Source organism: Bradyrhizobium sp. JYMT SZCCT0428 (genome assembly GCF_018131075.1).
In the GTDB taxonomy this organism is placed as follows: Bacteria; Pseudomonadota; Alphaproteobacteria; order Rhizobiales; family Xanthobacteraceae; genus Bradyrhizobium.
Genome location: NZ_JAFCLS010000025.1, coordinates 99,540 through 124,966 on the forward strand (window position 1 = coordinate 99,540; position 25,427 = coordinate 124,966).

The 25,427-nt window shown below is 64.2% G+C and carries 24 protein-coding genes and 1 riboswitch; of the genes, 9 read left to right on the forward strand and 15 right to left on the reverse strand.

All coding sequences use genetic code 11. From position 1 onward, the window contains the following. Positions 1-68 precede the first annotated feature (68 nt). Positions 69-1,049 carry an OmpA family protein gene (locus JQ575_RS46540; RefSeq protein ID WP_409364814.1) on the reverse strand — a complete coding sequence of 327 codons (981 nt, stop codon included), beginning with the start codon at positions 1,047-1,049 and terminating at the stop codon, positions 69-71. Between JQ575_RS46540 and JQ575_RS46545 the strand changes: the two genes are divergently transcribed. Next, positions 1,048-1,362, forward strand: a complete 315-nt coding sequence (locus tag JQ575_RS46545; protein WP_409364815.1) for a hypothetical protein — start codon at positions 1,048-1,050, stop codon at positions 1,360-1,362. The two genes, JQ575_RS46540 and JQ575_RS46545, sit on opposite strands and share 2 nt — an antisense overlap. Before the next feature lie 267 nt (positions 1,363-1,629). Beyond that, complete coding sequence (locus tag JQ575_RS46550) at positions 1,630-2,244, forward strand: hypothetical protein (RefSeq protein ID WP_409364816.1); 615 nt, start codon at positions 1,630-1,632, stop codon at positions 2,242-2,244. A gap of 115 nt (positions 2,245-2,359) precedes the next feature. Here the strand turns inward: JQ575_RS46550 and JQ575_RS24790 are convergent, their stop codons facing one another. From JQ575_RS24790 to sdhC, 10 genes are all read right to left on the reverse strand, one after another. After that, positions 2,360-2,596: a hypothetical protein gene (locus tag JQ575_RS24790; RefSeq protein WP_212035764.1), complete on the reverse strand. Its 237-nt coding sequence runs from the start codon at positions 2,594-2,596 to the stop codon at positions 2,360-2,362. Further along, positions 2,597-3,082, reverse strand: a complete 486-nt coding sequence (locus JQ575_RS24795) for a pyridoxamine 5'-phosphate oxidase family protein (protein WP_212035765.1) — start codon at positions 3,080-3,082, stop codon at positions 2,597-2,599. 93 nt (positions 3,083-3,175) lie between these two features. Beyond that, on the reverse strand, positions 3,176-3,562 hold the full coding sequence (locus JQ575_RS24800; RefSeq protein WP_212035766.1) for a VOC family protein: 387 nt from the start codon (positions 3,560-3,562) through the stop codon (positions 3,176-3,178). 31 nt (positions 3,563-3,593) lie between these two features. Further along, positions 3,594-4,421: an FkbM family methyltransferase gene (locus tag JQ575_RS24805; RefSeq protein WP_212035784.1), complete on the reverse strand. Its 828-nt coding sequence runs from the start codon at positions 4,419-4,421 to the stop codon at positions 3,594-3,596. Positions 4,422-4,610: 189 nt separating this feature from the next. Next, positions 4,611-6,677, reverse strand: a complete 2,067-nt coding sequence (locus tag JQ575_RS24810; protein ID WP_212035767.1) for an ABC transporter ATP-binding protein/permease — start codon at positions 6,675-6,677, stop codon at positions 4,611-4,613. Between the two features lie 74 nt (positions 6,678-6,751). After that, a complete protein-coding gene (locus tag JQ575_RS24815) occupies positions 6,752-8,944 on the reverse strand; it encodes a hybrid sensor histidine kinase/response regulator (protein WP_212035768.1) in 2,193 nt (730 codons plus the stop codon). 121 nt (positions 8,945-9,065) lie between these two features. Next, positions 9,066-9,848 (reverse strand): succinate dehydrogenase iron-sulfur subunit, encoded by a 783-nt coding sequence (locus JQ575_RS24820; RefSeq protein WP_192739357.1) that lies wholly within the window; start codon positions 9,846-9,848, stop codon positions 9,066-9,068. A gap of 136 nt (positions 9,849-9,984) precedes the next feature. Further along, a complete protein-coding gene (sdhA, locus tag JQ575_RS24825) occupies positions 9,985-11,841 on the reverse strand; it encodes a succinate dehydrogenase flavoprotein subunit (protein ID WP_212035769.1) in 1,857 nt (618 codons plus the stop codon). A gap of 3 nt (positions 11,842-11,844) precedes the next feature. Next, positions 11,845-12,219 (reverse strand): succinate dehydrogenase, hydrophobic membrane anchor protein, encoded by a 375-nt coding sequence (sdhD, locus tag JQ575_RS24830; protein WP_211994682.1) that lies wholly within the window; start codon positions 12,217-12,219, stop codon positions 11,845-11,847. Positions 12,220-12,236: 17 nt separating this feature from the next. After that, entirely contained in the window at positions 12,237-12,638 is a 402-nt protein-coding gene (sdhC, locus tag JQ575_RS24835; protein WP_212035770.1) for a succinate dehydrogenase, cytochrome b556 subunit, read from the reverse strand. Positions 12,639-13,146: 508 nt separating this feature from the next. Here sdhC and JQ575_RS24840 point away from each other — a divergent pair. Continuing rightward, on the forward strand, positions 13,147-14,001 hold the full coding sequence (locus JQ575_RS24840) for a sulfite exporter TauE/SafE family protein (RefSeq protein ID WP_249166875.1): 855 nt from the start codon (positions 13,147-13,149) through the stop codon (positions 13,999-14,001). Between the two features lie 36 nt (positions 14,002-14,037). Here JQ575_RS24840 and JQ575_RS24845 read toward each other — a convergent pair whose 3' ends face one another. Both JQ575_RS24845 and JQ575_RS24850 read right to left on the reverse strand, forming a co-directional pair. Beyond that, entirely contained in the window at positions 14,038-15,099 is a 1,062-nt protein-coding gene (locus tag JQ575_RS24845; protein WP_212035771.1) for an HD-GYP domain-containing protein, read from the reverse strand. 285 nt (positions 15,100-15,384) lie between these two features. Further along, positions 15,385-16,911, reverse strand: coding sequence for a malonyl-CoA synthase (locus JQ575_RS24850; protein WP_212035772.1), 1,527 nt, complete (start codon positions 16,909-16,911; stop codon positions 15,385-15,387). A gap of 86 nt (positions 16,912-16,997) precedes the next feature. Here JQ575_RS24850 and JQ575_RS24855 point away from each other — a divergent pair, with 86 nt between their 5' ends. The 5 genes from JQ575_RS24855 (at position 16,998) to JQ575_RS24875 (ending at position 21,676) form a co-directional block, all read left to right on the forward strand. Further along, complete coding sequence (locus JQ575_RS24855) at positions 16,998-17,759, forward strand: SDR family oxidoreductase (protein WP_212035773.1); 762 nt, start codon at positions 16,998-17,000, stop codon at positions 17,757-17,759. A 198-nt stretch (positions 17,760-17,957) separates the two neighbouring features. Next, a riboswitch (ZMP/ZTP riboswitch) is annotated at positions 17,958-18,038 on the forward strand. Positions 18,039-18,075: 37 nt separating this feature from the next. After that, complete coding sequence (locus JQ575_RS24860; protein WP_212035774.1) at positions 18,076-18,615, forward strand: dihydroneopterin aldolase; 540 nt, start codon at positions 18,076-18,078, stop codon at positions 18,613-18,615. 884 nt (positions 18,616-19,499) lie between these two features. Beyond that, entirely contained in the window at positions 19,500-20,054 is a 555-nt protein-coding gene (locus JQ575_RS24865; RefSeq protein ID WP_212035775.1) for a fasciclin domain-containing protein, read from the forward strand. Between the two features lie 179 nt (positions 20,055-20,233). Next, positions 20,234-20,872 carry a cytochrome b/b6 domain-containing protein gene (locus JQ575_RS24870; RefSeq protein ID WP_212035776.1) on the forward strand — a complete coding sequence of 213 codons (639 nt, stop codon included), beginning with the start codon at positions 20,234-20,236 and terminating at the stop codon, positions 20,870-20,872. Positions 20,873-20,890: 18 nt separating this feature from the next. Then, positions 20,891-21,676 carry a molybdopterin-dependent oxidoreductase gene (locus JQ575_RS24875; protein WP_212035777.1) on the forward strand — a complete coding sequence of 262 codons (786 nt, stop codon included), beginning with the start codon at positions 20,891-20,893 and terminating at the stop codon, positions 21,674-21,676. A gap of 89 nt (positions 21,677-21,765) precedes the next feature. Here JQ575_RS24875 and JQ575_RS24880 read toward each other — a convergent pair whose 3' ends face one another. Further along, positions 21,766-22,956: a YbfB/YjiJ family MFS transporter gene (locus JQ575_RS24880; RefSeq protein ID WP_212035778.1), complete on the reverse strand. Its 1,191-nt coding sequence runs from the start codon at positions 22,954-22,956 to the stop codon at positions 21,766-21,768. Between the two features lie 91 nt (positions 22,957-23,047). Next, positions 23,048-23,911, reverse strand: coding sequence for a DMT family transporter (locus JQ575_RS24885; RefSeq protein WP_212035779.1), 864 nt, complete (start codon positions 23,909-23,911; stop codon positions 23,048-23,050). Positions 23,912-24,122: 211 nt separating this feature from the next. Between JQ575_RS24885 and leuB the strand changes: the two genes are divergently transcribed. Continuing rightward, positions 24,123-25,235, forward strand: coding sequence for a 3-isopropylmalate dehydrogenase (gene leuB, locus JQ575_RS24890; protein WP_212035780.1), 1,113 nt, complete (start codon positions 24,123-24,125; stop codon positions 25,233-25,235). The last annotated feature ends 192 nt before the right edge of the window (positions 25,236-25,427 follow it).

Consider the following 25,427-nt stretch of genomic DNA (forward strand, 5'->3'; position numbering starts at 1 on the left):
ACGAAAGCGTACCAAAACAAAAATGGCCGGGATTGCTTCCGGCCATTTTCATATTGTGCTGACCGATCTCAGCGCCGCGGCGGCGCGGTGCCGGGCGGGGGCGGCGGCAGTGCCGCCTGGCCGCCATTGAGCAGCGGGGTGATGCGGCGGACCGTGACGCGCCGGTTGATCTCGCTCGGTCCGTCCGTCTGCTCCTTCGGATACTGCTCGCCATAACCCTGCGAGGTCAGGTTCTCCGCTGGCACGCCGAACTGCTGCGTCAGCAGCGTTGCGGCGGATTCTGCGCGGCGGTCCGACAGCGAGAGATTGTCGATGTCGGAGCCCACCCTGTCGGTGTGCCCTTCGATCAGGAACACCTCGCGCGGGTTGGCCTGGATCGCGCGGTTGAGGCCGTCGGCGATCGCCTGCAGCTTCGCCGCCTGGTCCGGCGGGATCTCCCACGAACCGGTTGCGAAGTTGATCGAATTGACGTCGATGCTCGGCATCTGCATCCGGACATTGGGGCTGTAGCGGATTTCGTCGAGCGAGTAGCGCCGGTCGATCCGTTGTACCGGCGGCGCCACCATGGTGTCGTAGATCACTTCCGGGGTCGCTTCGTCCGCGCTGACGATGTAGCGGTCGTAGGGCATGTTGACCACTGGCGGCGGCAGATCGACATAGAAGCCGCCGACCGCGCGCGGATCGCGGTAGCTGTTGTCGATGATGATGACCTCGCGGCCCCGTTCGTCGCGGCGGATCCGGCGCAGCAGCCGCCCGTCATTGCCGACCACGGTGATGATCCGGCTGCCGTCCGGACGGATCACGACGGTGCGGGTTTCGCCGCCGACGGTCTCGGTCTGGATGTCACGCGCACCATAACGGAAGCGATAGAGATCGTTGCCGCGGACGTATTGCTGGCCGCTCGGGTCGCGGATGATGATCCGGTCCGGCTCGGTGTAGATGGTGCGACCGCCTTCGATGGTTTCGCGCCGCTGGCTGTGCATGTTGGCGATGGTCGCGCCGACCACGGCGCCGGCCACCACGCCGGCGCCGATCGCAAGTGGCGTCATGTTTTCCCGCCGCGGCGGTGGCGCTGACGGCAGTTGCGTTGTGACCGTGGGTGCTGCCCGGAAGGCCGGTGCAACCGTCGGCGGAGCGTTTTGCGATCTGCCGGGCGGTGCTGTTGCGGCTGCCGATCCAGGGACGGTACTTGGGGCCGGGGCGCCGGCGGGAGGCGCGGGCGGAATGGCCGGGCGTCCCTGCTGGCCGGGCGTCGGTGCTCCGGCTGACGGAGGTGCGCCGGCAGGCGGCGTCGTTCCGGCGGCGGGCGGTGCGCCAGCAGGCGGTGTCGTTCCGGCAGCCGGCGGCGCGCCGGGTGGCTGACCGGGGCGTGGCGGCTGACCACCCGGAGGTGTCGTCGTCGCGCCACCCGGGGCGGGCGGCGTTGTTGCGCCAGGACGCGAGGGCGCTGTCGGTGCTGCGCCGGCAGGAGGCGTCGAAGGCGTTGCCGCGGCCGGAGGCGTGGTCGGCGATGGTGTCGCGGTCGGCGTTGCCGTGGGACCTGCGCCCGGCGCTCCCGGCACACGCTTGGTGCCAGCCGGGGGCGTGCCCGTGCCCGGGCGCGGTGGCGCGCCTGGAGGTGTCGTCGTTGTGCTGCCTGCCACGGGCGGCGATGCGGTCGGCGCAGGCGTGGTGGTTGCCGCCGGCGGAGGCGGCGTACGCGCGGGCGGAGCTGCAGCAGGCGGCGGCGTTGGTGTCGGACGCGCGGGTGGAGCCGCAGCCGGCGGCGGTGTGGGCGTCGGACGCGGAGGCGGCGCAGCGGCGGGCGGTGCCGGTGGCTTCGGCGCAGCCGCCGGGGGTGGCGCGGGAGGAGGTGTCGGCCGCGGCGGCGGCGCCGCAGCGGGTGGTGCCGGCGGCGGTGCGGGACGCGGCGGAGGAGCCGCAGCAGGCGGCGGAGCCGGCGGAGGTGTCGGGCGCGGAGGCGGAGCCGCAGCCGGTGGCGGCGCGGGTGGTGTCGGTGGCTTCGCGGCCGGCGGCGGCGCGCCCTTTGGCGGCGCCTTGGGCTTTCCATCGGGACCGAGCTCTTCCCTGGCCTGTGCGACGACCAGTGGTGCGCTCTGCGCGTGCGATGCGGATGTCGCGATCTGCGTCACGGTCAGAGCGGTCGTGGCAAGCAGCACGATGCGAAGGTTTGTCATGATGTTCTTGGTCCCTGGAAAGGTTCTGGCAGTAGAGGAATCGTTTGGCGGGTCGATCAACGGCTAATCGTTAGGCCGGATTGTGGCGGGCTGGAAAGCGCGAAGGCCTTTTATTTCGAGGGCGCAACGGGTTGCATGCGCAATTGTTCATTGCATATTCAGGCGGCGCTTTCAGATCAAAGTCAAATTGCTCCCTGTGGCCGATCTGTGGCCGGATTAGGCGTCGAGGGCCCGCTCGGCCCGCGCACCGGCAGTTCATCCGGCGTCTTGCCCGGCAGTTCCTGCGGCGGCGGCGGAGCGCCCGGCTCGCGCATCGGTGGCGGCACCTCCGGACGGGGATTGCCCGGAGGATCTTCGCGCGGTGGCTCGGTTGGTTTTCCCGGCGTCGGCGGCGGGATTTCGGGAGGTTCGATCGGCATCTACATTGCGACCTTGCGATTGTCGCCGATCTCGGGCCGCGTCCCGGTCACCGCGGCTGCGGCCATTTTGACGTAGCTGATGACGGTGCCCGGCGAATCCCAGAATTCGGCATCGTCGGGTGTAATTTTCAGGACGCGGATGTTCGCGTCGTCAGCCGAATCCCACCAGGCTTTCGCCTCCGTCGAGAACAACTGCTTGATCTTGGCGCGGTCGTTCGAGACGACCGCGGTGCCCGTCACCGACACATATTTCTGATCGCTGGCGTCGGCGAACGACAGGTTGATGCCGGGATTCTTGGCGATTTCCTCATCCTTGTGGCGCCGCGCATCGGTCAGGAAAAAGACCGCATTGCTGTCGCGCTCGAGATACGCGCTCATCGGCCGCGCGCGCAGTTTGTCACCGTCACGGGTGACCAGCATCGCAAAGCCGATCTTCTGCATCAGCTCCCAGGCACGATCGACATCGCGTGCATTATCATTAGCCATATTTCGCTCCATTACTGCCTTGGCGATAACGGAACTGATGCCGTGATGTTCCCAACGTAATCGGAAGGGAACCGCCTCATCCCGGTGCGTCAGTCACCCCGGCGTGTGGCAGACCGCCTCGATGTTGTGGCCGTCGGGGTCGAGCACGAAGGCGCCATAGTAATTCGGGTGATAATGCGCGCGAATTCCAGGCGGGCCGTTGTCGCGCCCGCCGGCAGCCAAAGCGGCGTTGTAGAAGGCATCGACGGTGGCGCGGTCCTTGGCAAGGATCGCGACATGCACCGGCTTGTTCAAGCCGCCTTCGCCGCCGATCCAGAAATCCGGCTTGCCGCCAGCGCCAAAGCCGGCGGCGGGATCATGGCCGGTCTGTTCCTGCGTCACTTCCATGATAAGCACATAGTCGAGCGGCGCCAGCGCCTTCACATAGAACTCCTTGGCGCGCTCATAATCCGAAACCGGAAAACCGATATGGTCGATCATCGAACTCTCCCTTGGTTAGAAGATGGTCGGTTCAGCCGCGCACCAGCAGCGTATTGCTGCGGGTCTTGCCGGTCTCGGCATAGCCGCGGGCGCGCATGTCGGCGATGCAGTCATGCTGCCATTCATTCGATGACAAATGTTCGATCACGACCGCGCGCGGCCACAGCGCCTGCGGGGCTTCCTTGAAGAAGCCGGTCAAGACGCGGTCCTCAAAACCTTCGACATCGATCTTGAGCGCATCGACATGCGATACGCCGGCTTCGTCGAGGATGCGCTGTAGCCGCAGCGACGGGACCTTGATCGCCTTGGCTGAGGCCTGTCCCGACACGATGTGGCTGGCGCCGAGATTGTCGCCATCGGTCTCGATCATCAGCTCGCCATCGGCGGGACCGGCGGCGGCGGCCACCAGTCTGGTTTGGGCAAAGCCGGAGGCGGCGTTGTTGAAGGCGAGCCTTGCATGGGTGACCGGATGCGGCTCGATCGCGACCACTTTGCCGCTGGCGCCGACATGGCGCGCCAGCGCCAGCGCATAGGTGCCGACATTGGCGCCGACATCGACGAACACGCCACCAACAGGCGTATGCGCGCGCAAGAAATCCAGCTCCTCGATGTTGTAGTCCGGATTGAACAGCGCGCCGCGCTCGGTGGCGCTGGCCTGATGATAGAAACGAAACGATGCGCCCTGATAGGACACGTCCACCGGCCCCGCGCGCAGCACATTGAGCAGCCGCGACAGCATCGGCCGGAACGCGCCGCGCTTCAGCCGCGAGCGGTGCGCCAGCGCAATGATCGCGGCCTGCGCAGCATTCGGGGCGAACGCGCCGAACGGCGCGGGCGTGGGGTCGTTGTCGGGCTTCAAACGGATATCCTCGGTGGAAAGCGGCGCATGAATAGCCGGTTTTGCGCGCGGCTCCAACATATCGTAGCCCCTGCGAACGCAAGGGGCCCATAACCACAGGGAAAAGTTTTGCGAATGGACTCTGCTACCGAGCTTCATCGACAGGTCACGCGGTATGGGTCCCGGCGTTCGCCGGGACGACAGCTAGCGTCACGCCGCCTTTTTTGCCGGCGGCTTGCGATGGCGCAGGAAGCGGCCGAGCAGGCGGCGTTTGCCCTTGCGCGGGATCAGGTCGACGTCGCTGACGAGTTTGGCGCCGCCCTTGCGCCGTTCCAGCACGATCTTGCGGCTATGGAAGGCTTCCAGCTCGACGCGATGGGCGACGCTGACGATGGTGGCCTTGGGAAGCTCGCGCGTGACCATCTCCATCATCTTGTCCTGGCTCTTCTCGTCGAGCGCGGAGGTCGCCTCGTCCAGCACCACGATGTCGGGGTTGTGCAGCAGCAGCCGCGCGAACGCCAGCCGCTGCTTTTCGCCGCCCGACAATGTCTGGTCCCACGGCGCCTCTTCCTCGATCTTCTCCTTGAGATGATCGAGGCCGACCTTGTGCAGGGCTTCGCGGAACTGTTCGGGATTCCAGTCCTCGGCGGCGCCGGGATAGGCGATCGCGCGGCGCAGCGTGCCGGTGGGAATGTACGGCTTCTGCGGCAGCATGAAGAGCCGGCGGTCGGGATGGAAATTGACGCTGCCGCCACCCCATGGCCAAAGGCCCGCAATCGCGCGCACCAGGGTGCTCTTGCCGGTGCCGGATTCGCCGGCCACCAACAACCGTTCGCCGGGTTCAATCACGACTTCGGTCTCGCCGACCACGGCGGTGCCGTCGTCGAGCGTTACCGAGAAATCGTTGAGGCTGAGCATGGCCTCGCCCTCGGTCTCGCCGCGCTTGATGCGGCCGAATCCGTCGCCGCGCTCGGCCCGCTCCAGCCCGTCGAGCGACATCATCAGCGAGGCGATCCGGCGCGCGCAGGCGTTCCAGTCGGCAAGGCGCGGATAATTGTCGACCAGCCAGCCGAACGCGGTCTGCACGATGGTGAAGGCGGAGGCTGCCTGCATCACCTGTCCGAGCGTCATGCTGCCGTCGAGGAATTTCGGCGCGCACAGCAACAGCGGCACCACGGGCGCAATCAGGCCGGATCCCTGCGACACCAGCGTGGTGCGCATATGCTGGCGGGCGAGCTGCGACCATTGCCGCAGCACGTTCGAGAAGTTCTTGTCGATGCCGTCGCGTTCTTCCTCCTCGCCGCCGAGCAGCGCGATGCTCTCGCCGTTCTCGCGCACGCGGGTCAGCGTGTAGCGGAATTCGGCCTCGGCCTGGTTCTTGTCCTCGGACACCTGCACGAAGCGGCGGCCGATGGCCAAGATCGAGCCGGAGGCGATCGCGGCGTAGACGACCGCGGCAATGACGAGAAAGCCGGGGATCGTCACAACAGATCCGCCGAGCGTCACCGTCAGCGCGCCGCCGATGGTCCAGAGCACGACGATGAAGGTCGCGGCTGATAGAAACGCCGAGGTGACGCCGGCGACGAAATCCACCGGCGAGTCGGTGGAGATCCGCAGATCCTCGGCGATGCGGTGTTCCGGATTCTTGTGATCGCCGCCGACGAGGTTGAGCTGGTAGTAACGGCCATTGGCGAGCCAGCGCGTCATGACCGAGCTGGTCAGCCAAGCCCGCCAGCGCCGCTGGATGCCCATCCGCGTGAACACCTGCGCGACGCCGAGCAGCACGCTGCCGATCGCCAGCGGGAAGAACACCCCGGTGAGATAGAAGACGGTGGCGGATTCGCGCTTCTCGATGGCGTCGAAGATCGCCCGGTTCCACACATTGATGCCGTATTGGAATCCGACATTGACGACGATCAGGATCAACAGCCCGATCGAAAACACCCATGCCAGCCGGTCGCCGCCTCGGCCCCAATGACCGCGCGCGCTGATCCAGAACCGCGTCAGTAGATAATCTTTACGCGCCTCCTCAGCCTCCTCCGGCGACAATTTAGGGTTGGGCTCGACCACCTCCGGCGGCGGCGGTTCAACGTGATCGCCGTCTTCCGCGACGACATCGACAATTTCGGCCTTTTCTGCCGCTGACTCTTCGGAAGCGGCTTCTTTCCCGGCAGGCGATTTCTTCGCGGCAGCGGATTTCTTCGAGTCGGATTTCTTCGAGGACGGCTCGGACTTTACGGCGGGCTTCGTATCGGACTTACTATCACTCTTGGCCATGGCCCGATAACGCGAAGGAAATCAGAAGGTTCCGACACGGTTCCGCGCGGCGCTGTAAAGCGCGTCTCCAAGGCTCACGACGCGCGCGTCGCGGCGGCGCGTTTCATCATGCGCCAGCGGGCGACCGCGTGCAGCACGCGCGAAAGCTGTTCCATCGAGTACGGCTTTTGCAGCAGCTCCAAACCGTCGCTGCCGCTTTCTGACAGGCCGTGGCTGTAGCCGCTGGTCAGCACGACCGGCAGATCGGCATGGTAACGGCGGATTTCCTGCGCCAGCTCGATGCCGGTCATGCCCGGCATCACGACGTCGGTGAACACCACGTCGTAGCGGTCGGCGCCAGCAGCCAGTTCTTCCAGCGCGTGCGTGGCGTTGTCGACCAGGGTTGTGCCGTAGCCGAGTTCGGCCAGCGCGTCGGTGGCGAATTTCCCGACCTCGATATTGTCTTCGACCACGAGCACCGACATGCCCCTGCCGTCGAGCGGCGGAGCATCTTCCACCGTTATCTGCTGCGGCTTGCCGTCGCCGGTGGCACGCGGCAGGTAGAGCGTGAAAACGCTGCCTTTTCCCATTTCGCTGCCCACCACAACTTCGCCGCCGGATTGTCTGGCGAAACCGAACACCTGGGACAGGCCGAGCCCGGTGCCCTGGCCGACCTCCTTGGTGGTGAAGAACGGTTCGAAGATGCGGCCATACTGCTCCTGGGGAATGCCGACGCCGGTATCCTCGACGGAGACGGCGACATAGCCGGTGGGTTTCTGGCCGGCGCGATTCTGGCCGATGGACTCTTGGTTGCGGGGATTTGGCGAACCTGCGGCGGCGCCGGGCAATTCGGTTGCCGTGTGCACCGTGATGGTCAGCCTGCCGCGGCCGTCCATGGCGTCGCGGGCGTTGACCGCCATATTGATCATCGCGGTTTCGAACTGCCCGGCATCGGCATTGACGACGCACGGTTCGGTCGGCCCATGGATCTCAATCTCGATCCGCGATCCGATCAGCGTCTTGATCATCTCGCTCAGCATTTGCACGTTTTGGCCGACGTCGAACAGTTCCGGCTTGAGTGTCTGACGGCGTGCGAACGCCAGCAGCTGGCTCGTCAGTCGTGCCGCGCGCGTGACCGTGTCCGAGATCGCGTCGATGTAGCGCAGCCGGCGCGGCTCTGGCAGGTCCGGCCGCCGCAACAAATCGACGGAGGCGCGGATTACGGTGAGCAGATTGTTGAAGTCATGCGCGACGCCGCCGGTGAGTTGCCCCAGCGCCTCGAGCCGCTGGCCATGCTTCAGCGCTTCTTCGGCCTCCTGCCGCTTGGCAGCCTCGGCATAAAGATGCCGCGTTCGACGCAGGGCGAGGGCGAGCAGGAAAAACAACAGGGCGGTGGCCGGCGCGCCGAAGATGAGGTGCTGGCTCATGGAGGAGAACCAGCGCTGCCGGATTGCCGAAGTCTCAAGGCCGGCGCTGATATAGATCGGATATTCGGCGAGCCGCTGGTAGCCGAGGCGGCGCTCGATGCCGTCGGTGGGCGACGTCACGGTGATGAGGCCGGCCTTGGGGTTCGCCGCGATCTGTTGTCCGACCGGTCCCGAGAAATCGAGCCGGGCTTCCTGATCGACGGTCGGAAAGCGAGCCAGCACCGCGCCGTCGGTCAAAGCGAGCGCAAAGAAGCTGCCGGGCTCGCGGCCGATCCGGGCGTAGAAATTCTCGAAATATTCCGGCAGTACCGACGCCTGGATCACGCCGGCAAAGCTGCCATCCGCGTTTTGCCGCCGCCGGCTGAAGCCGAAAAAAGGCGCGCCCTGATAGGGCGGCCGCGGTATCAGCGCTTGGCCAATATAGGTTCCGATGTCGCCGGCGACATGGACCTTGAAATAATCCCGGTCCGAGAAGTCGATCTCGGGCGGGGGCATGACGAGGCTGTTGACGAGCGCGTGGCCCTTGGCGTCGAAGACCCAGGTCGATTTCACCTGCGGCAGCGACCCGACGAGCTGCTTCAGCCGCTGATGCAGCGCTTCCTCGCGGGAAGTAATGCCGGCGTCCGGAATGCCCCGGATGACCTCGGCGATTTCCGAGATGCTGCGATCAATGGTCTCGAACACTTTCAGCGCGTGCTCGTGCACGACATCGAGCGAGCGTTCGATTTCCCGGTCGGCGGTCTCGTTGATCGAGATCCAGGAAACCGCGGATGCAAAGATGAACAGCGCCAGCGGGAGGGCCAGCGAGGCCGCCATCATCCATTGCAACAATCTCAGCGAATTGCGTTGTGCGGTCTGCACGGGCGCTCCTGCTCCGGAGCGAATCTTACGTCAAACCTGTATCGGAACAAAGCGGCGCAGAAGCTGAAACTTTGCCCGATGCCGGGCGCGGCCGTTTAGCGGGATACTCGGCACAAATTAGCTAAATTTGCCGCTCTACCAGCTTCAGCTTGAGTTCGGCGATGGCTTCCGACGGGTTGAGACCCTTCGGGCACGCCTTGGCGCAGTTCATGATGGTGTGGCAGCGGTAGAGCCGGAACGGGTCTTCGAGATTGTCGAGCCGCTCGCCGGTGGCTTCATCGCGCGAATCGGTAACCCAGCGCGTCGCCTGCAGCAGTGCGGCGGGGCCCAGGAAGCGGTCGCTGTTCCACCAGTAGCTCGGGCACGAGGTCGAGCAGCAGGCGCACAGGATGCATTCGTAGAGGCCGTCGAGTTTTTCGCGGTCCTCATGGCTCTGCTTCCATTCCTTCTGCGGCGTCGGCGTGGTGGTCTTCAGCCACGGCTCGATCGAGGCATATTGCGCATAGAAATTGGTCAGGTCAGGCACCAGGTCCTTCACGACAGGCTGGTGCGGCAGCGGGTTGACCTTGACCGCGCCGTCTTTGACGTCGTGCATCGACTTGGTGCAGGCCAGCGTGTTCTGGCCGTCGATGTTCATGGCGCAGGAGCCGCAGACGCCTTCGCGGCAGGAGCGGCGGAAGGTCAGCGTCGGATCGATGTGGTTCTTGATCCAGATCAGCCCGTCGAGCACCATCGGCCCGCATTCGCTGGTATCGATGTGATAGGTGTCGACGCTCGGATTCTTGCCGTCGTCCGGATTCCAGCGATACACCCGAAACTCGCGCGTTTCGGTCGCGCCCGCCGGCTTCGGCCAGGTCTTGCCGCCGGTGATCTTTGAGTTCTTCGGAAGCGCGAATTCAACCATCTATCTTGCCTCTGCGGTTCAGTTCGTCATTGCCGGGACAAAAGCGCGAAGCGCGTCTTCCCACCAGTATCCGGCAATCCATCTTCTTCGAAGAAAGATGGATGCGCGGGTCAAGCCCGCGCATGACAAGTAGAGATCAATACACCCGCGCCTTCGGCGGGATGTACTGCACGTCGTTGGTCATCGTGTAGTCGTGCACCGGGCGGTAATCGATCGTGGTTTTGCCACGCCCGTCGATCCACGCCAGCGTGTGCTTCATCCAGTTCTTGTCGTCGCGTTCGGCGAAATCCTCGCGGGCGTGGGCGCCGCGGCTCTCGGTGCGGTTGGCCGCCGAGTCCATCGTCACCACAGCCTGCACGATCAGATTGTCGAATTCGAGGGTTTCGATCAGGTCGGAATTCCAGACCAGCGAGCGGTCTGATGTCGCGACGTCGCCGATGCCGCCATGCACCTTGTGGATCAGGTTCTGGCCTTCGCTCAGGACTTCGCCGGTGCGGAACACAGCGCAATTGCTCTGCATCACATGCTGCATGCTGTCGCGCAGTTTTGCGGTCGGCGTGCCGCCGGAGGCGTAGCGATAATGATCGAGCCGGCCGAGCGCCAAATCGGCGGAGCCCGCCGGCAGTTCCGGCTGCTTGCCGTTCGCGGTCAGTTTTTCGGCGCAGCGCAGCGCCGCGGACCGGCCGAACACGACAAGGTCGATCAGCGAGTTGGAGCCGAGCCGGTTGGCGCCGTGCACGGAGACGCAGGCGGCTTCACCTAGCGCCATCAGGCCGGGCACGGTGGCGTTGTCGTCGCCGTCCCGCTTGGTCAGCACTTCGCCGTGATAATTGGTGGGGATGCCGCCCATATTGTAGTGCACGGTCGGCGTGATCGGGATCGGCTCGCGGGTGACGTCGACATTGGCGAAGATCTTCGCCGATTCGGAGATGCCCGGCAGTCTTTCCTGCAGCACCTTGGGATCGAGATGATCGAGGTGCAGATAGATGTGGTCTTTCTTTTTGCCGACGCCGCGGCCTTCGCGCATCTCGATGGTCATCGCGCGCGAGACCACGTCGCGCGAGGCAAGATCCTTGGCTGATGGAGCATAGCGCTCCATGAAGCGCTCGCCTTCGGAGTTGACGAGATAGCCGCCTTCGCCGCGCGCGCCCTCGGTGACCAGGCAGCCCGAGCCGTAAATGCCGGTCGGATGGAACTGGACGAATTCCATGTCCTGCAGCGGCAGGCCGGCACGCAGCGCCATCGCGCCGCCGTCACCGGTGCAGGTATGCGCCGAGGTGCAGGAGGCGTAGGCGCGGCCGTAGCCGCCGGTGGCGAGGATCGTGGTCTGGGCGCGGAAGCGATGCAGCGTGCCGTCGTCGAGCTTGAGCGCGATGACGCCGCGGCAGACGCCCTGGTCGTCCATGATCAGGTCGATCGCGAAGAACTCGATGAAGAACTCGGCCGCGTGGCGCAGCGACTGGCCGTACATCGTGTGCAGCATGGCGTGACCGGTACGGTCGGCGGCGGCGCAGGTGCGCTGCGCCTGGCCCTTGCCGAAATCCATGGTCATGCCGCCGAACGGGCGCTGGTAGATCTTGCCGTCTTCGGTGCGGGAGAACGGCACGCCCCAATGTTCGAGCTCGTAGACCGCCTCGGGCGCGTTGCGCACCATGTATTCGATCGCGTCCTGGTCGCCGAGCCAGTCCGACCCCTTGACGGTGTCGTACATGTGCCAGCGCCAGTCGTCCTGATGCATGTTGCCGAGCGCCGCCGAAATGCCGCCTTGCGCGGCGACCGTGTGCGAGCGGGTCGGAAACACCTTTGTGATGCAGGCGGTGCGCAGGCCCGCCTCGGAGCAGCCGACCACGGCGCGCAAGCCCGCGCCGCCGGCGCCGACCACGACAACATCGTAGGTGTGGTCTTCGATCGGATAGGCTTTTCCGTTGGTCGCAGGACCACTTCCTGGACCGCCACTGCCGTTGGTGGCCTTGCCGTTACCTTCAGCAGCCATGGGCTACACTCCCGATGACATTTTGAGGATCGCGTAAATCGAGGCGAGCGCCACCGCGATACAGAAGAAATTATTGGCCATCACGCTCGCGAGCTTGATCTTCTCATTGTGCACATAGTCTTCGATCACGACCTGCATGCCGATCTTCATGTGCCAGGCACTGGCGAGGATGAAGAGCAGCATGATGATCGCGATGGGCACCGAGCTGAAGATTTGCTTGGCGCCCGCCTGGTTGCTGCCGAGCAGCATCAAGACCACCACGATGACAGGCACGATCAGCAAGGTCATCGCGACAGCGGTAAGGCGCTGACGCCAGAAATCGGAGGTGCCGGAATGCGAGGAGCCGAGGGCGCGGACGCGCGCGAGCGGCGTGCGCATCGAAGGCTTGGGCGCGTTCATCGTCCGCCTCCGATGGTCATGTAGGCGACGATCCAGACCAGGATGGTCAGCGAAATGCCGCCGATCAGCGCGCCCCAGGTCAGGGCCTCGCGCTCATGGGCCTTGAAGCCGTAGCCGAGGTCCCAGACCAGATGCCGCAGACCTGACAGCAGATGATGCATCAGCGCCCAAGTGTAACCGAACACGATCAGGCGTCCGATGAAGCTGCCGGTAAAAGCCTGCACATTGGCGTAGGCGCCGGGGCCGGAAGCGGCTGCGATCAGCCACCAGGCCAGCAGCAGGGTTCCGAAGTACAGCGCCACGCCGGTGGCGCGGTGGACGATGGACAGCGCCATCGTCAGCGTCCAGCGGTAGGTCTGCAGATGGGGAGAAAGCGGTCGTTCGATCCTGGCGGTCATCGGCGGCTTTGAAGTTGGCGGGACGTGGTGCGGCCCATCGGGGATCGCGTTAAAGCAATTCTATTTACGTAGTCGAACCAGCGAGCGCAACGATCAAATGCCACGAAATCGAACGGTCGTTCATTACTTAGATTGAGGATGAAACGAGGGCGATCAGCGGCTTGGTATACCACGCCTGCACTCGCCCGAGGAAAGAACGAATCATTGTTCGCTTGTTGTGGTGAGCTGTCGCTGCCTGCGCGTATTAAAGGGTCCGCGGTGGCGTGGCCGGCGGCCCGAGGTCGTGGAGCAGGCGGCGTCCGTTCGCGGCCGTTCCCGGGCGCGTCGAGGCTATTCCCCCAGAGCCGACCGGATATGCGAATCCACCGCCCGCTTTGGCCGCGCGTCCTCGGCTTGAAGCCTTGCATTTCAAGCCTTGCATTTGATCGCGGGGGCTGCCGCCCGGGCCGCAATGGTCGCGCCCCGATTCGTCGGGTAACGCTGCGTTGTTCCTCAACGCGCGGGCGGGATGGTGATGGCCGGACTTAATCTCGTCGAGCTTGTCGAACTGGCGCTGATGCTGGTTGCGGTCGGCGCGGTATCCGGGTTCTTCGCCGGCATCTTCGGGATCGGCGGCGGCGCGATCCTGGTGCCGGTGTTCTATGAGTGCTTCCGGCTCGCGGGGGTGCCGCTGGAGGTGCGGATGCCGCTCTGCATCGGCACTTCGCTCGCGATCATCATCCCGACCTCGATCCGTTCGTTTCGCGCCCATCACGCCCGCGGCGCGGTCGATCTCGGCGTGCTCAAATTGTGGTGGCTGCCGATTATCATCGGCGTCATCGCCGGCAGCATCACCGCGCGTTACGCGCCCGAGCGGCTGTTCAAGATCGTCTTCGTCGGCGTGGCATGGTCGGCCGCCGCGCGCCTGCTGCTGGCGCGCGACAACTGGAAATTCGGCGACGACATCCCCAAGGGCCCGCTGATGCGGCTCTATGGCTTCTTCATCGGTCTGCTGTCGACCTTGATGGGGGTCGGCGGCGGCCTGTTCGCCAATCTGCTGATGACGTTCTATGGCCGTCCGATTCATCAGGCGGTCGCGACCTCCTCGGCGCTGGCCGTGCTGATCTCGATCCCCGGCGCGCTCGGTTACATCTATGCCGGCTGGCCCGCGGCGGCGCGCTATCCGGATGTCACCGCACTGCAGCTGCCGTTCGCAATCGGCTTCGTCTCGCTGATCGGTGCCCTGCTTGTGATGCCGACCAGCCTTCTCACCGCGCCGCTTGGCGTGCGCGCGGCGCATGCGCTGTCAAAGCGCAACCTGGAGATCGCCTTCGGCTGCTATCTCTTCATTGTCGGCAGCCGGTTTGTGATCAGCCTGCTGTAGGAAACATCATCGACATGAGGTGGTGCGTGCGCGCCCTCAGCGATTCAGCGCGACTTCCCTGAACGCCTTGACGAGCGGGGCTTCCAGCTTGCCGTGCATGGAGCCCAGAATTTCATAGGCTTGCGCGCGCGGCATTGCGGGTCGGTACTGGCGAAATTCGATCAGCGCCGCAAAAATATCGGCGATGGTCAGGATCCGGACCAGGTCGGAAATGCTTTCGGCGCAAAGCGCATCGGGGTATCCGCTGCCGTCGAGATATTCATGGTGGTGCCGGACCGCGTGCAGGATTTCCGCCGAGATGCCGCGCGTCCCCTTCAGGATGGTGTGCCCGGCTGCCGGATGGGTTTCGATCAAAGCGCGCTCGCCCGGCTCCAGACGGCTGGGCTTGTCGAGCACCGCGAGGGGAATCCTGGCTTTGCCGATGTCGTGGAACATCGCCGCCGAATACAGCCGCTCGATGTCAGCTTCGGCCAATCCCAGGCTCAGTCCAAATGCGACCGCCGTTCCCGTCACCAGCAGGCAATGCTGATAGGTGCCCTCATGGTGGCGGCGGACGACTTCCAGCCATTCGGAGAGACCTTCGTCGGCAACGCAATTGGAAATCTTGCAGGCGGCCGATTTGGCGTCCGCGACATCGATCGGCTGGCCATGCAGCACCGCGGCGAACATCAGCGCCAGCGAGGCGGCGCCGGCAGAGGCCGCGCCCCGCGCGCCCTGGCCGGCTTCCTGGCCGCCGGTGTCGTCAGTGAGTTCGATCGAACTGGGGTCGATCAGCACCGCAAGCAGCGAGCGCGCGGTGACCGGATTGAACAGCACGTGCGTGGCGACAAGCGCATAGGCCTGCGCCGCGAACAGTCGCGCCTTCTGATCGAGGATGAAGATCTTTCGCTTGGCACCCTTGAACTTCGCCGAAAGCTCCTTGAGCGCGACGATGTTGTCGGCGCTTCGAAGATCGACGCTGACGATGGCCGCGTCGCAATTCTTCGGGACGTTGTGTTCCTTGCGGAGCAGGGACGAGCTGACGCTGAACTGCGCCCCCAGCAGCATGCTAAGCGTCGAGATTCGGTCCGGTTGATCTGCGACGACGTGCAACAACATCGATAACATTACCTGGAAGGCGGTTTGGCCTGATCGCCATCGCTTCCGAAAATCAAACCGGCTCGCCGTTTCAAAACGACCGTAATATTACGGGAGTTACAACGAGCCATTCGTCACGCTATCCGCGAAACGGAATTTTTCGGTTAAATGCCAATGCCCAAAAATCGTTCACATGCGCCGCGCGCCATGGAACTCGCCATCGCAGAACTCAGCATTGTTGGAACTCGTCATCGCGGCTTCGTCGGCGCAGGCACAGGCGTCGCCTCACCCGGACAGGGGATGGCTCTATTTTGCGTAAATCTTTGCGTAAGTATCCCGCAGAATATTCTTCTGCACCTTGCCCATCGCGTTGCGCGGCAATTCGTCGACGACGAAGACGCGTTTCGGCATCTTGAACTTTGCAAGGCGCCCGTCGAGCGCTTGCAGCACCGAGGCTTCGCTGACGTCGGCGCCCTTGTTGCAGACCACGACGGCGGTGACGCCTTCGCCGAAGTCCGCATGCGGCACGCCGATCACGGCGGATTCGATCACGCCAGGCATGGCGTCGATCTCGCTCTCGATTTCCTTCGGGTAGACGTTGAAGCCGCCTGAGATCACCAGGTCCTTGCCGCGGCCGAGAATGTGCACATAGCCCTTGTCGTCGATCTTGCCGAGATCGCCGGTGATGAAGAAGCCGTCGTCGCGGAATTCGGCTTTTGTTTTCTCCGGCATCCGCCAGTAACCCTTGAAGACGTTGGGGCCCTTGACCTCGATCATGCCGATGCTGTCGCGCGCAATCTCCTTGCCGGTTTCGGGATCGGTGACGCGTAACGAGACGCCGGGCAGCGGCAGGCCGACGGCGCCGGGCACGCGGTCGCCGTCATAGGGGTTGGAGGTGTTCATGTTGGTTTCGGTCATGCCGTAGCGCTCGAGGATGGCAAAACCTGTTCGAGCCGACCATTCGCGGTGGGTGTCGGCGAGCAGCGGCGCGGAGCCGGAAATGAACAGCCGCATGTGTTTAGTGGAGTCTTTGGTCAGCGCCGGGGTCTGCAGCAGCCGCGTGTAGAAGGTCGGCACGCCCATCAGCACGGTCGAGCGCGCCATCAGCTTGACGATCAGTTCGGGATCGAGCTTCGGCAGGAAGATCATCGAAGCGCGCGCGAACAGCGTGACGTTGCTGGCCACGAACAGGCCGTGGGTGTGATAGATCGGCAGCGCGTGGATCAGCACATCGTCCTTGCTGAAGCGCCAATAATCGACCAGCGAGAGCGAGTTCGAGGCGAGATTGTCGTGCGTCAGCATCGCGCCCTTGGAACGGCCCGTGGTGCCCGACGTGTAGAGGATCGCGGCGAGGTCGTCGCTGGCGCGGGCGACCGTTGCGAACGAAGTGTCCGCCTTGGCGGCGGCGTCCGTCAGCGACCCCTTGCCGTTGGCATCAAGTGTTTCGACCTTGGCTTTGACCTTGGCCGCGATCGCGCCGATGCCCTCGGCCTTGGAGGGATCGCACACCACCAGCGACGGCTCGGCGTCGGTAATGAAGTATTCGAGCTCGTTCAGCGTATAGGCGGTGTTGAGCGGCAGATACACCGCGCCTGATCGTACCGTGGCGAGATAGAGCACCAGCGCCGGCACGGACTTTTCGGTCTGCGCCGCCACGCGGTCACCCGGTTTGACGCCCCTGGAGACCAGCACGTTCGCCATCTGGCCGGCGCGGGCGATCAGATCGGCATAGCTGATGCGCGTGCCGTCGAGCATCTCGATCGCGAGCCGGGTGGGATCGTCGAGCTTGTCGAACAGGCGAGAAAACAGGTTGGCGCTGGCGGTGGTGTTCATGCAACATTCCCTGAGGGGCAATGGCCGGAGTTTTCGCCGGCTGGATTAGCAAAAGCGCCCCTCACAAAGCAACGGAGACAGTTTGCATGTCAAATAATGGGAAACGCGTGGCCTGGGTAACGGGCGGTGGCACGGGAATCGGTGAATCCGGGGCGGAGCATCTCGCGGCGGACGGCTGGATCGTCGTGGTCTCGGGACGCCGCCAGGCCGAGCTGGACCGGGTCGTGGCCAACATCACCAAAAAGGGCGGCAAGGCCGAGGCGATCTCGCTCGATGTCAGCAACAGGGCCGACGTCAACAGGGCGGCGGAACAGATCCTCACAAAGCACGGCCGGATCGACCTCCTGGTCAACAGCGCCGGCGTCAACGTACCGAAGCGGAGCTGGGCGGATGTGGAACCGGAGGGCTGGGACAAGGTCGTCAATATCAACCTCAACGGCGTCATGTTCTGCATGCACGCTGTGCTGCCGGCGATGCGCAAGCAGAAGGATGGCTGCATCATCAACGTCGCGTCCTGGGCCGGTCGTCATGTCTCGAAGATGACGGGCCCGGCCTACACCACCACCAAGCATGCGGTGCTGGCGCTGACCCATTCCTTCAACATGGACGAATGCGTCAACGGGCTGCGTGCCTGCTGCCTGTCGCCCGGCGAGGTCGCAACCCCGATCCTGAAATCGCGCCCGGTGCCGCCGAACGAAACCCAACTGGCGAAGATGCTGCAGCCCGAGGATTGCGGCCGCACCATCGCGTTCGTCGCCAGCCTGCCGCCGCGCGTCTGCGTCAACGAAATCCTGATCAGCCCGACACACAATCGCGGCTTCATCCAGACGCCGGCGAGCAATGATTAGCTCGTGGTTGATCACGTAGGGTGGGCAAAGCCAACGGGTCGCGCGAATGCGCGCCCGATGACAGGCTCCGCGTGCCCACCATCTTGCTTCACAATTCCAAACTGTGGTGGGCACGGCGCAAACGCGCCTTTGCCCACCCTGCCAGGTCTGAAAACCGTCGGCTCAGACTTGAGCCGCGTCAGTTGTGCCCGTATAATTGCACTCTCGCGCGACTGGCGATCGCAGATGGGGCACCATCGGGAAGCGCGAGATATTCAGCCGCGCGCCTGGGCAATCGGAAAAAATCCGATCCACCTTCTCAAGAAGGAGCGGCCCAATGTTGACGACCATCCAGATCGCCGGATTGCAGACCTTCGGGTACCATGGCCTGTTCGAGGAAGAACGGCGCCTCGGCCAGAAATTCACCTTCGACATCGACGCGACGTTGAAGGCGGCGCCGACGCACCGGGATGACAGGCTGGATGCGTCGATCCGCTATGATGCCGTGGTGGACGCCGCCGTGAGTCTTGCCGGCGCGACGAAATACCAGACGCTGGAAGCGCTCGGGGAAGCCGTTGCGATCGGCCTGCTGCGGCGCTTTGCGTTGATCGACGTCATCACCGTCGGCGTCGCCAAGTTCAGCCCGCCGATTCCCGCATACGCTCAGCAAGGTCGGAATCACGGTGCGCCTGGCGCGCGCCGAGCTGGCGGATCGGCTGGTGGAGGAAGCAATGGAAGATTTTGTCTAGGGTGCGGCATCGGTACGACTCGGTGGCCCACCCATCCTTCACCGCACGGGACCGTCATTGCGAGCGCAGCGAAGCAATCCATCTCTCGTAACGCGGCATCATGGATTGCTTCGCTGCGCTCGCAATGACGATGTGGAGATGGTAGCTGCGACAAACTGGCCCGACGGGCAACTCACTTCCGATTTGCGGAATTCGTGTCAAGCCGAAAATTTCTGTAAATCAAAAATATTTCGCTTCCCTTCCACCCCAAATCACCTGCACATCAATAGCCATCCCGTCCCACTCAGAGGGGCGTTGGCCATCGTCACAACGAGGGGCGGGTCGCGGTGGACGCTGATGTTGCGATTGACGGTCGCGGCAAAGGCGTACGGTGAAAGCGTGTGGTCCTGGCGCCCGTAACGGCGTCAAGTCTTTCGGGAGCTAACGCTTCTGAGGGGTGACGGTGGCAATAGAGGCCGTCTCACCGGGGAGAGCGCGTCATAAGCCGTAAAGCCATTGCGCAGGGAATGTCGGATGCTCTCCGCTGCCCTGTATGCTCGTGTGCAGCTTTTTAGCACAGAACGCACATGAGACCGCGGGTGCAGCGCGCATCCGGCATTCCCTGCGCCCTCTGGATTAGAGGGCGGAACGAAATTGAAAACCTCGGGCGTTTTTATGCCGCGGGATCGCGAAACTGTATCTCCGTCATCCCCGCGCGACGGCTACGCCGTTGTCGCTGGAGGTGCGAGCGCAGCGAGCCTCGAAGGATGAATCGGCCACAGCCGGGCCGTCGCCCTTCGAGGCGCGCAAGAGCGCGCACCTCAGGGGGGACGGATTTGAGAAAGGGGAGCGTACACCCCCCACGGACCACCCTCCCGAAAGTTTCAAACATCACGATAAATTATCCGCCGAAACTGCCCGAAAAACCTCCCGTAGCTCGGCCAACGACGACGAAAACGGTCAACCGACCAGCGTCGTTGTTCTCAGCACCGGCGGCCCCCCGCCGGAGACCTCAATCATCGGGAGAAGATCCATGTCGAACCGTATCGCTTATCTGACCGCCGCCGCCTTCAGCGTGCTCGCGCTCACCGCCACTGTGTCAGCGCCGGCCAGCGCGGAAGAAAAGACCGTGATGGTCGGCGGCGCCGCGATGTTCCCCTCGAAGAACATCGTCCAGAACGCCGTCAACTCCAAGGACCACACCACGCTGGTCGCCGCCGTGAAGGCCGCCGGTCTGGTCGAAACCCTGGAAAGCAAAGGCCCGTTCACGGTGTTCGCGCCGACCAACGCCGCCTTCGGCAAGCTGCCGGCCGGCACCGTCGACACGCTGGTGAAGCCTGAGAACAAGGCGACCCTGACCAAGATCCTGACCTACCATGTCGTGCCCGGCAGGCTCGCCGCAGCCGACCTCAAGGACGGCATGAAGCTCAAGACCGCCGAAGGCGAACAGCTGACCGTGAAGCTCGACGGCAGCAAGGTCTGGATCGTCGACGCCAAGGGCGGAACCTCGATGGTCACGATCTCGAACGTTAACCAGTCCAACGGCGTGATCCATGTGGTCGATACCGTGCTGATGCCGGCTTCGTGATCTCCGCGCACGCCTGATTAGTCCCAACAGGATGCGTGGATGGGCGAGCCGGGGCGACCCGGCTCGCTTTTTTGTGACCTCGATAGGCCCCATGCATCGATCTGATAGCATCTGGGGAGTAACGAAAACCCGGTTCCCGGCGTATAAACCGGTAACCCATTGCAACGACGGAACAGGCCATGTCGAGCATTGCAGCCAGCGACGAGCAAGCCAGCGCCAAAGCAGGCACCAAGGCCAAGGTCATTCAGCCGGCCTGGGTGCGGGCTCTGCACTGGACCAACGCCTTTGCGATGGTCCTGATGATCATGTCGGGGTGGAAGATCTACAACGCCTCTCCGCTGTTCGACTTCACCTTCTCGGACAGCATCACGCTGGGCGGCTGGCTCGGCGGCGCGCTGCTCTGGCACTTTGCCGCGATGTGGCTGTTGATGGTCAACGGCCTGATCTACCTCGCTTTGGGGCTCGCCACCGGCCGCTTCCGCAAGAAGCTGCTGCCGATCACGCCGGAGGGCGTGCTTGCCGATACCAAGGCGGCGCTGACCGGCAAGCTATCCCACGAGGATCTGACCAAATACAATTACGTGCAGAAGCTGCTCTATGCCGGCATCATCGTGGTCGGCATCCTGATCGTGCTGTCGGGTCTGGCGATCTGGAAGCCGGTGCAGCTGCAATATCTGACGGCAATGTTCGGCGGCTACGAGGCCGCCCGTTACGTCCACTTCTTCTGCATGGCCGCGATCGTCGCCTTCATGGTGGTGCATGTCGTGCTTGCACTTTTGGTGCCGAAGAGTTTGCGCGCGATGATCATCGGCCGCTGAGCATATTGGGAGGATAATATGGGCCGCTTGCGTAACCTTTTAATCCCGGGCGTCGACAAGACCCTGCTGCTCAAGGACGCCGTCAAGACGATGCCGGACCTGACGCGGCGGCGCTTCATCTCCGGCGGCGCTAGCCTCGGCGCGCTGACGCTGCTCACCGGCTGCGACGTGACGGACCAGTTTTCGGCCGAGGAAATGCTGAAGCAGGTTTCGAAGTTCAATGACGGCGTGCAGGCGTGGATGTTCAATCCCGATGCGCTGGCGCCGACCTTCCCGGAAAGCGCGATCACCAAGCCGTTCCCGTTCAACGCCTATTACAGCCTCGACGAGGCGCCCGAGATCGAGGCCAAGGACTGGAAGCTCGAGGTGCGGGGCCTGGTCGAGAACAAGAAGTCGTGGACGCTCGAGGAATTGTACAAGCTGCCGCAGGTCAAGCAGGTCACGCGCCATATCTGCGTCGAGGGCTGGAGCGCGATCGGCAGCTGGACCGGCACGCCGCTGCGCGATTTCCTGAAAATCGTCGGCGCCGACACGCGCGCCAAATTCGTCTGGTTCCAGTGCGCCGACAAGGACGGCTACAATTCGCCGCTCGACATGCGCAGCGCGCTGCACGCGCAGACCCAGATGACGTTTAAATTCGGCGACGAAATCCTGCCGCGCGCCTATGGTTTCCCGATGAAGATTCGCGTGCCGACAAAACTCGGCTTCAAGAATCCGAAATACGTGATCTCGATGGAAGTCACCAACGATTACAAGGGCGGCTTCTGGGAAGACCAGGGATATAATTCGTTCAGCGGGAGTTAGCTTCGTCGTTTCGTAGGTGGGTGGAGCGAAGCGATACCCACCATCTTCGTCGTCGCATCAATGGTGGGTATCGCTGCGCTCCATCCACCCTACGCAGTCGTCTTCAACCTCTTCTGAAACGCGCACAAAACCGCCCCCGTCGCCAGCATCGCCGCGGAAACGTTCAGCGCGAACGAAAGACTGCCCACCGCGTCGGTGATCGCGCCGACCACGATCGGCCCCAGCGTCTGGCCGATGCCAAACGAAATGGTCATCGCCGCAATCCCCATGGGCCAGGCGGACGGCGGGTAGTTGAAGCGCACGAAGGCGGTGGTAGATCCCACCACCGCGAAGAACGCGACACCGAACACCAGCGCCGAGATCGCCAGCAACAGCGGCGAGTGTCCGAAGATCGGCAGCGCGGCGCCGATCGCGTTGACGCCGAGGATGATCGTCGTGGTGAGGCCGCCGCGATCCATCGCCAGCACCTGCCGCCACACCCAGGGCGTCGCGAACGCACTCATCCCGATCAGGCTCCAGAACAGGCTCTGCGCCGCCGCGCCGCCGCCGCCATCGCGGACATAGGCGATCATGAAGGTCATGTAGGCGATATAGCCGGCGCCGAACAGGAAGTAGCCGAGCAGATAGGCCAGTACCGGCCGGACGGAGAATCTGGCCGGTGCCGCGCTGTCGATATCAGCACCACCGCCGAGCGGCGCGAGCAGCAGCGGCACGATCAACGCGACAGAGAGCAGTGTCATCGCCCACCACACGATCCACCACGATCCCGGCCCGAAACCTTGCAGCACGAACGGCGCGATCAGTCCCGACGCGAGGATGCCGAGCCCAGGCCCGGCGTAAAACAGGCTGAGCAGGAAATTGGCGCGATCGGGGCGCGTCTGTGCGATCGTGGCGGCCAGCGCCGCGCCGCCGACGAATCCGCCCGCGGCTCCGATGCCCGCCAGCAGCCGGGCAAAGCTCAGCACGAAAAAATTGCCCGAGACGGCGCAGAGCGCCAGCGAGATGACGGCGGCCAGCGTTCCCCAGCGCACCGTTCGCGCCAGCCCAAACCGCCGGATCATGCGCGAGGCGAGCAGCGCGCCCGCGAGATAGCCGACGGCGTTGATGGTGTTCATGAAGCCGGCCGCGGAATAGGACCAGCCCAGCGCGTCGCGCATGTCCGGCAGCACCAGGGCATAGGCGAAGCGGCCGATTCCAAGACCGATCGTCGGCGCCAGCGACAGAACGAGGATCAGCCACGCGGGGTGCGCGGTGGACGGTGGTTGAACGGCGGCCTTCACAGGATACTCCGGCAAGGCCGCGATTGTGACAGGCGGCTGCCGGCTTGCACAGCCGCGCGGGGAGCAATGGTGTCGTGCCGTTTGCGCAACATCAGCCGACCAGCACCAGCGCCACGCCGGCAACCGTCAGCGCCGCGCCGGCGACGATGCGGGGTGTGATCCGTACATGGTGCAGCACGACAGCGCTGAGCAGCAACGTGACGAGCGGATAGATCGCGGCGACAGGTGCGACCAGCGTGATCGGACCGTTGCGTAGGGCGGCGAACAGCGACAGCAGGCTGAGGCCGTTGCAGATGCCGGTCATGGCGAACCAGAGCCGGCCCGGCCATGGCGCTGTCACGACGAAGCTCCCCTTGCGGACGCGCTGCACGGTCAGCACCACGAACGACGATACGACATAGCCGATCAGGCAGGCCCAGAGCGGGCTCGGCCAGATTTCGAGCCCAAGCTTGACGATCGGCGGCACCACGCCGCGCAGCAAGGCGCTGGCGAGCGGCAGCAGCAGGGCCCAGCTTCGCCAATCGCCGAGATCGCGCGGCCGGGTGACGGTGATGATGACGGCGCCGGCGACCGCGATCACGAGGCCAGCGAATTGCAGCGGGTGGAGCGGCTCATTCAGGAGGACGACGGCGAGCGCGACCGCGAACAGCGGCGCCAGATTGCCAAGCGTCGAGGTGACGACCGGGCCCAGCGCACTGTTGGAGGCAAAGGTCAGCAGGGTCAGCATCGCCGGAAATACCAGCCCGATCGCTGCGAAGATCGGCAGGGCCCGCCAGACCACGGGCTCGCCGGCCAGCAGCAGGGGCGAGGCCAGCAGGAACAATAGCGTGAACGAGGGGACGCTGATCGCCGCTCCCGACAGCGGTTCGACCGTTCGCAGCCCGAACTGCGCCGTCACGACGCCCGCGCCCAGGAAGCCGGCCGAGGCAAAGGCGAACAGGATGGCTGCGGTCATGAGGGCGTGATGTCCGTCTTGGGGCGGGCTTATCAGCCTTTGTGGCCTGTCCAAGCCGCCTTGCCAATCCGCCCCGGGCGTTTTAGCACTCCCGCGGAATTCCTCCGCTGTCATGCCCGGGCTCGACCCGGGCATCCATCGTCTTCAAAGAAGCTGGATTGCCGGGTCAGGCCCGGCAATGACAACCAAACAAGCTTCGAGGTAACTGATCATGGCGACCCATAAACTGCTGCTTCTCCCCGGCGACGGCATCGGCCCCGAAGTAATGGGGGAGGTGCAACGCCTGATCGACTGGCTCAACGCGCAAGGCATTGCCCGTTTCGAGACCGAGCAGGGGCTGGTCGGCGGTTCCGCCTATGACGCTCACAAGGTCTCGATCAGCGAGGGCGACATGGCCAAGGCCACGGCGGCCGATGCCGTGATCTTCGGCGCGGTCGGCGGCCCGAAATGGGACGCCGTGCCCTATGACGTGCGGCCCGAAGCCGGCCTGTTGCGGCTGCGCAAGGATCTCGGCCTGTTCGCCAATCTGCGCCCGGCGGTGTGCTATCCGGCGCTGGCGGAAGCCTCCAGCCTGAAGCGCGAGATCGTCGAAGGCCTCGACATCATGATCGTGCGCGAGTTGACCGGCGGCGTCTATTTCGGCGAGCCGAAGACCATCACCGATCTCGGCAACGGCCAGAAGCGCGCCGTCGACACCCAGGTCTATGACACCTACGAGATCGAGCGCATCGCCCGCGTCGCATTCGACCTGGCGCGCAAGCGTCGCAACAAGATGACCTCGATGGAAAAGCGCAACGTCATGAAGTCTGGCGTGCTCTGGAACGAGGTGGTGACGCAGGTCCATGCCCGCGAGTACAAGGACGTCACGCTGGAGCACCAGCTCGCCGATTCCGGCGGCATGATGCTGGTGAAGGCGCCGAAGCAGTTCGACGTCATCGTGACGGACAATCTGTTCGGCGACATGCTCTCCGACATCGCGGCGATGCTGACGGGGTCGCTCGGCATGCTGCCCTCGGCCTCGCTCGGCGAGGTCGACGCCAAGACCAAGAAGCGCCGCTCGCTGTTCGAGCCGGTGCACGGCTCGGCGCCTGATATTGCCGGAAAAGGCCTCGCCAATCCGATCGCGATGATTTCCTCGTTCGGCATGGCGCTGCGCTATTCGTTCGACATGGGCGCGCTCGCCGACAAGGTCGACGCGGCGATCGCAGCCGTGCTCGCCAGCGGCCTGCGCACCGCAGATATCAAGTCCGAGGGGACGACAGCGGCCAGCACCACGCAGATGGGCGATGCGATTTTGAAGGAATTGCAGAAGCTGCACGCGTAAGCCGAAGGACTCTCCGCATCGTCGTCCCGGCCTTGAGCCGGGACCCATAACCACAGTCGGTTATGATGGCGAAGAGAGTCGTCGAGCAGCTTTAGTAGATCGACGGGCCGCGGCGTATGGGTCGTAAGTCTTGGTGCCTCGATTAAGATGAGGCGATCGAGGCGGGCGTTGCGGGGTTTATGGGAGGTCGTT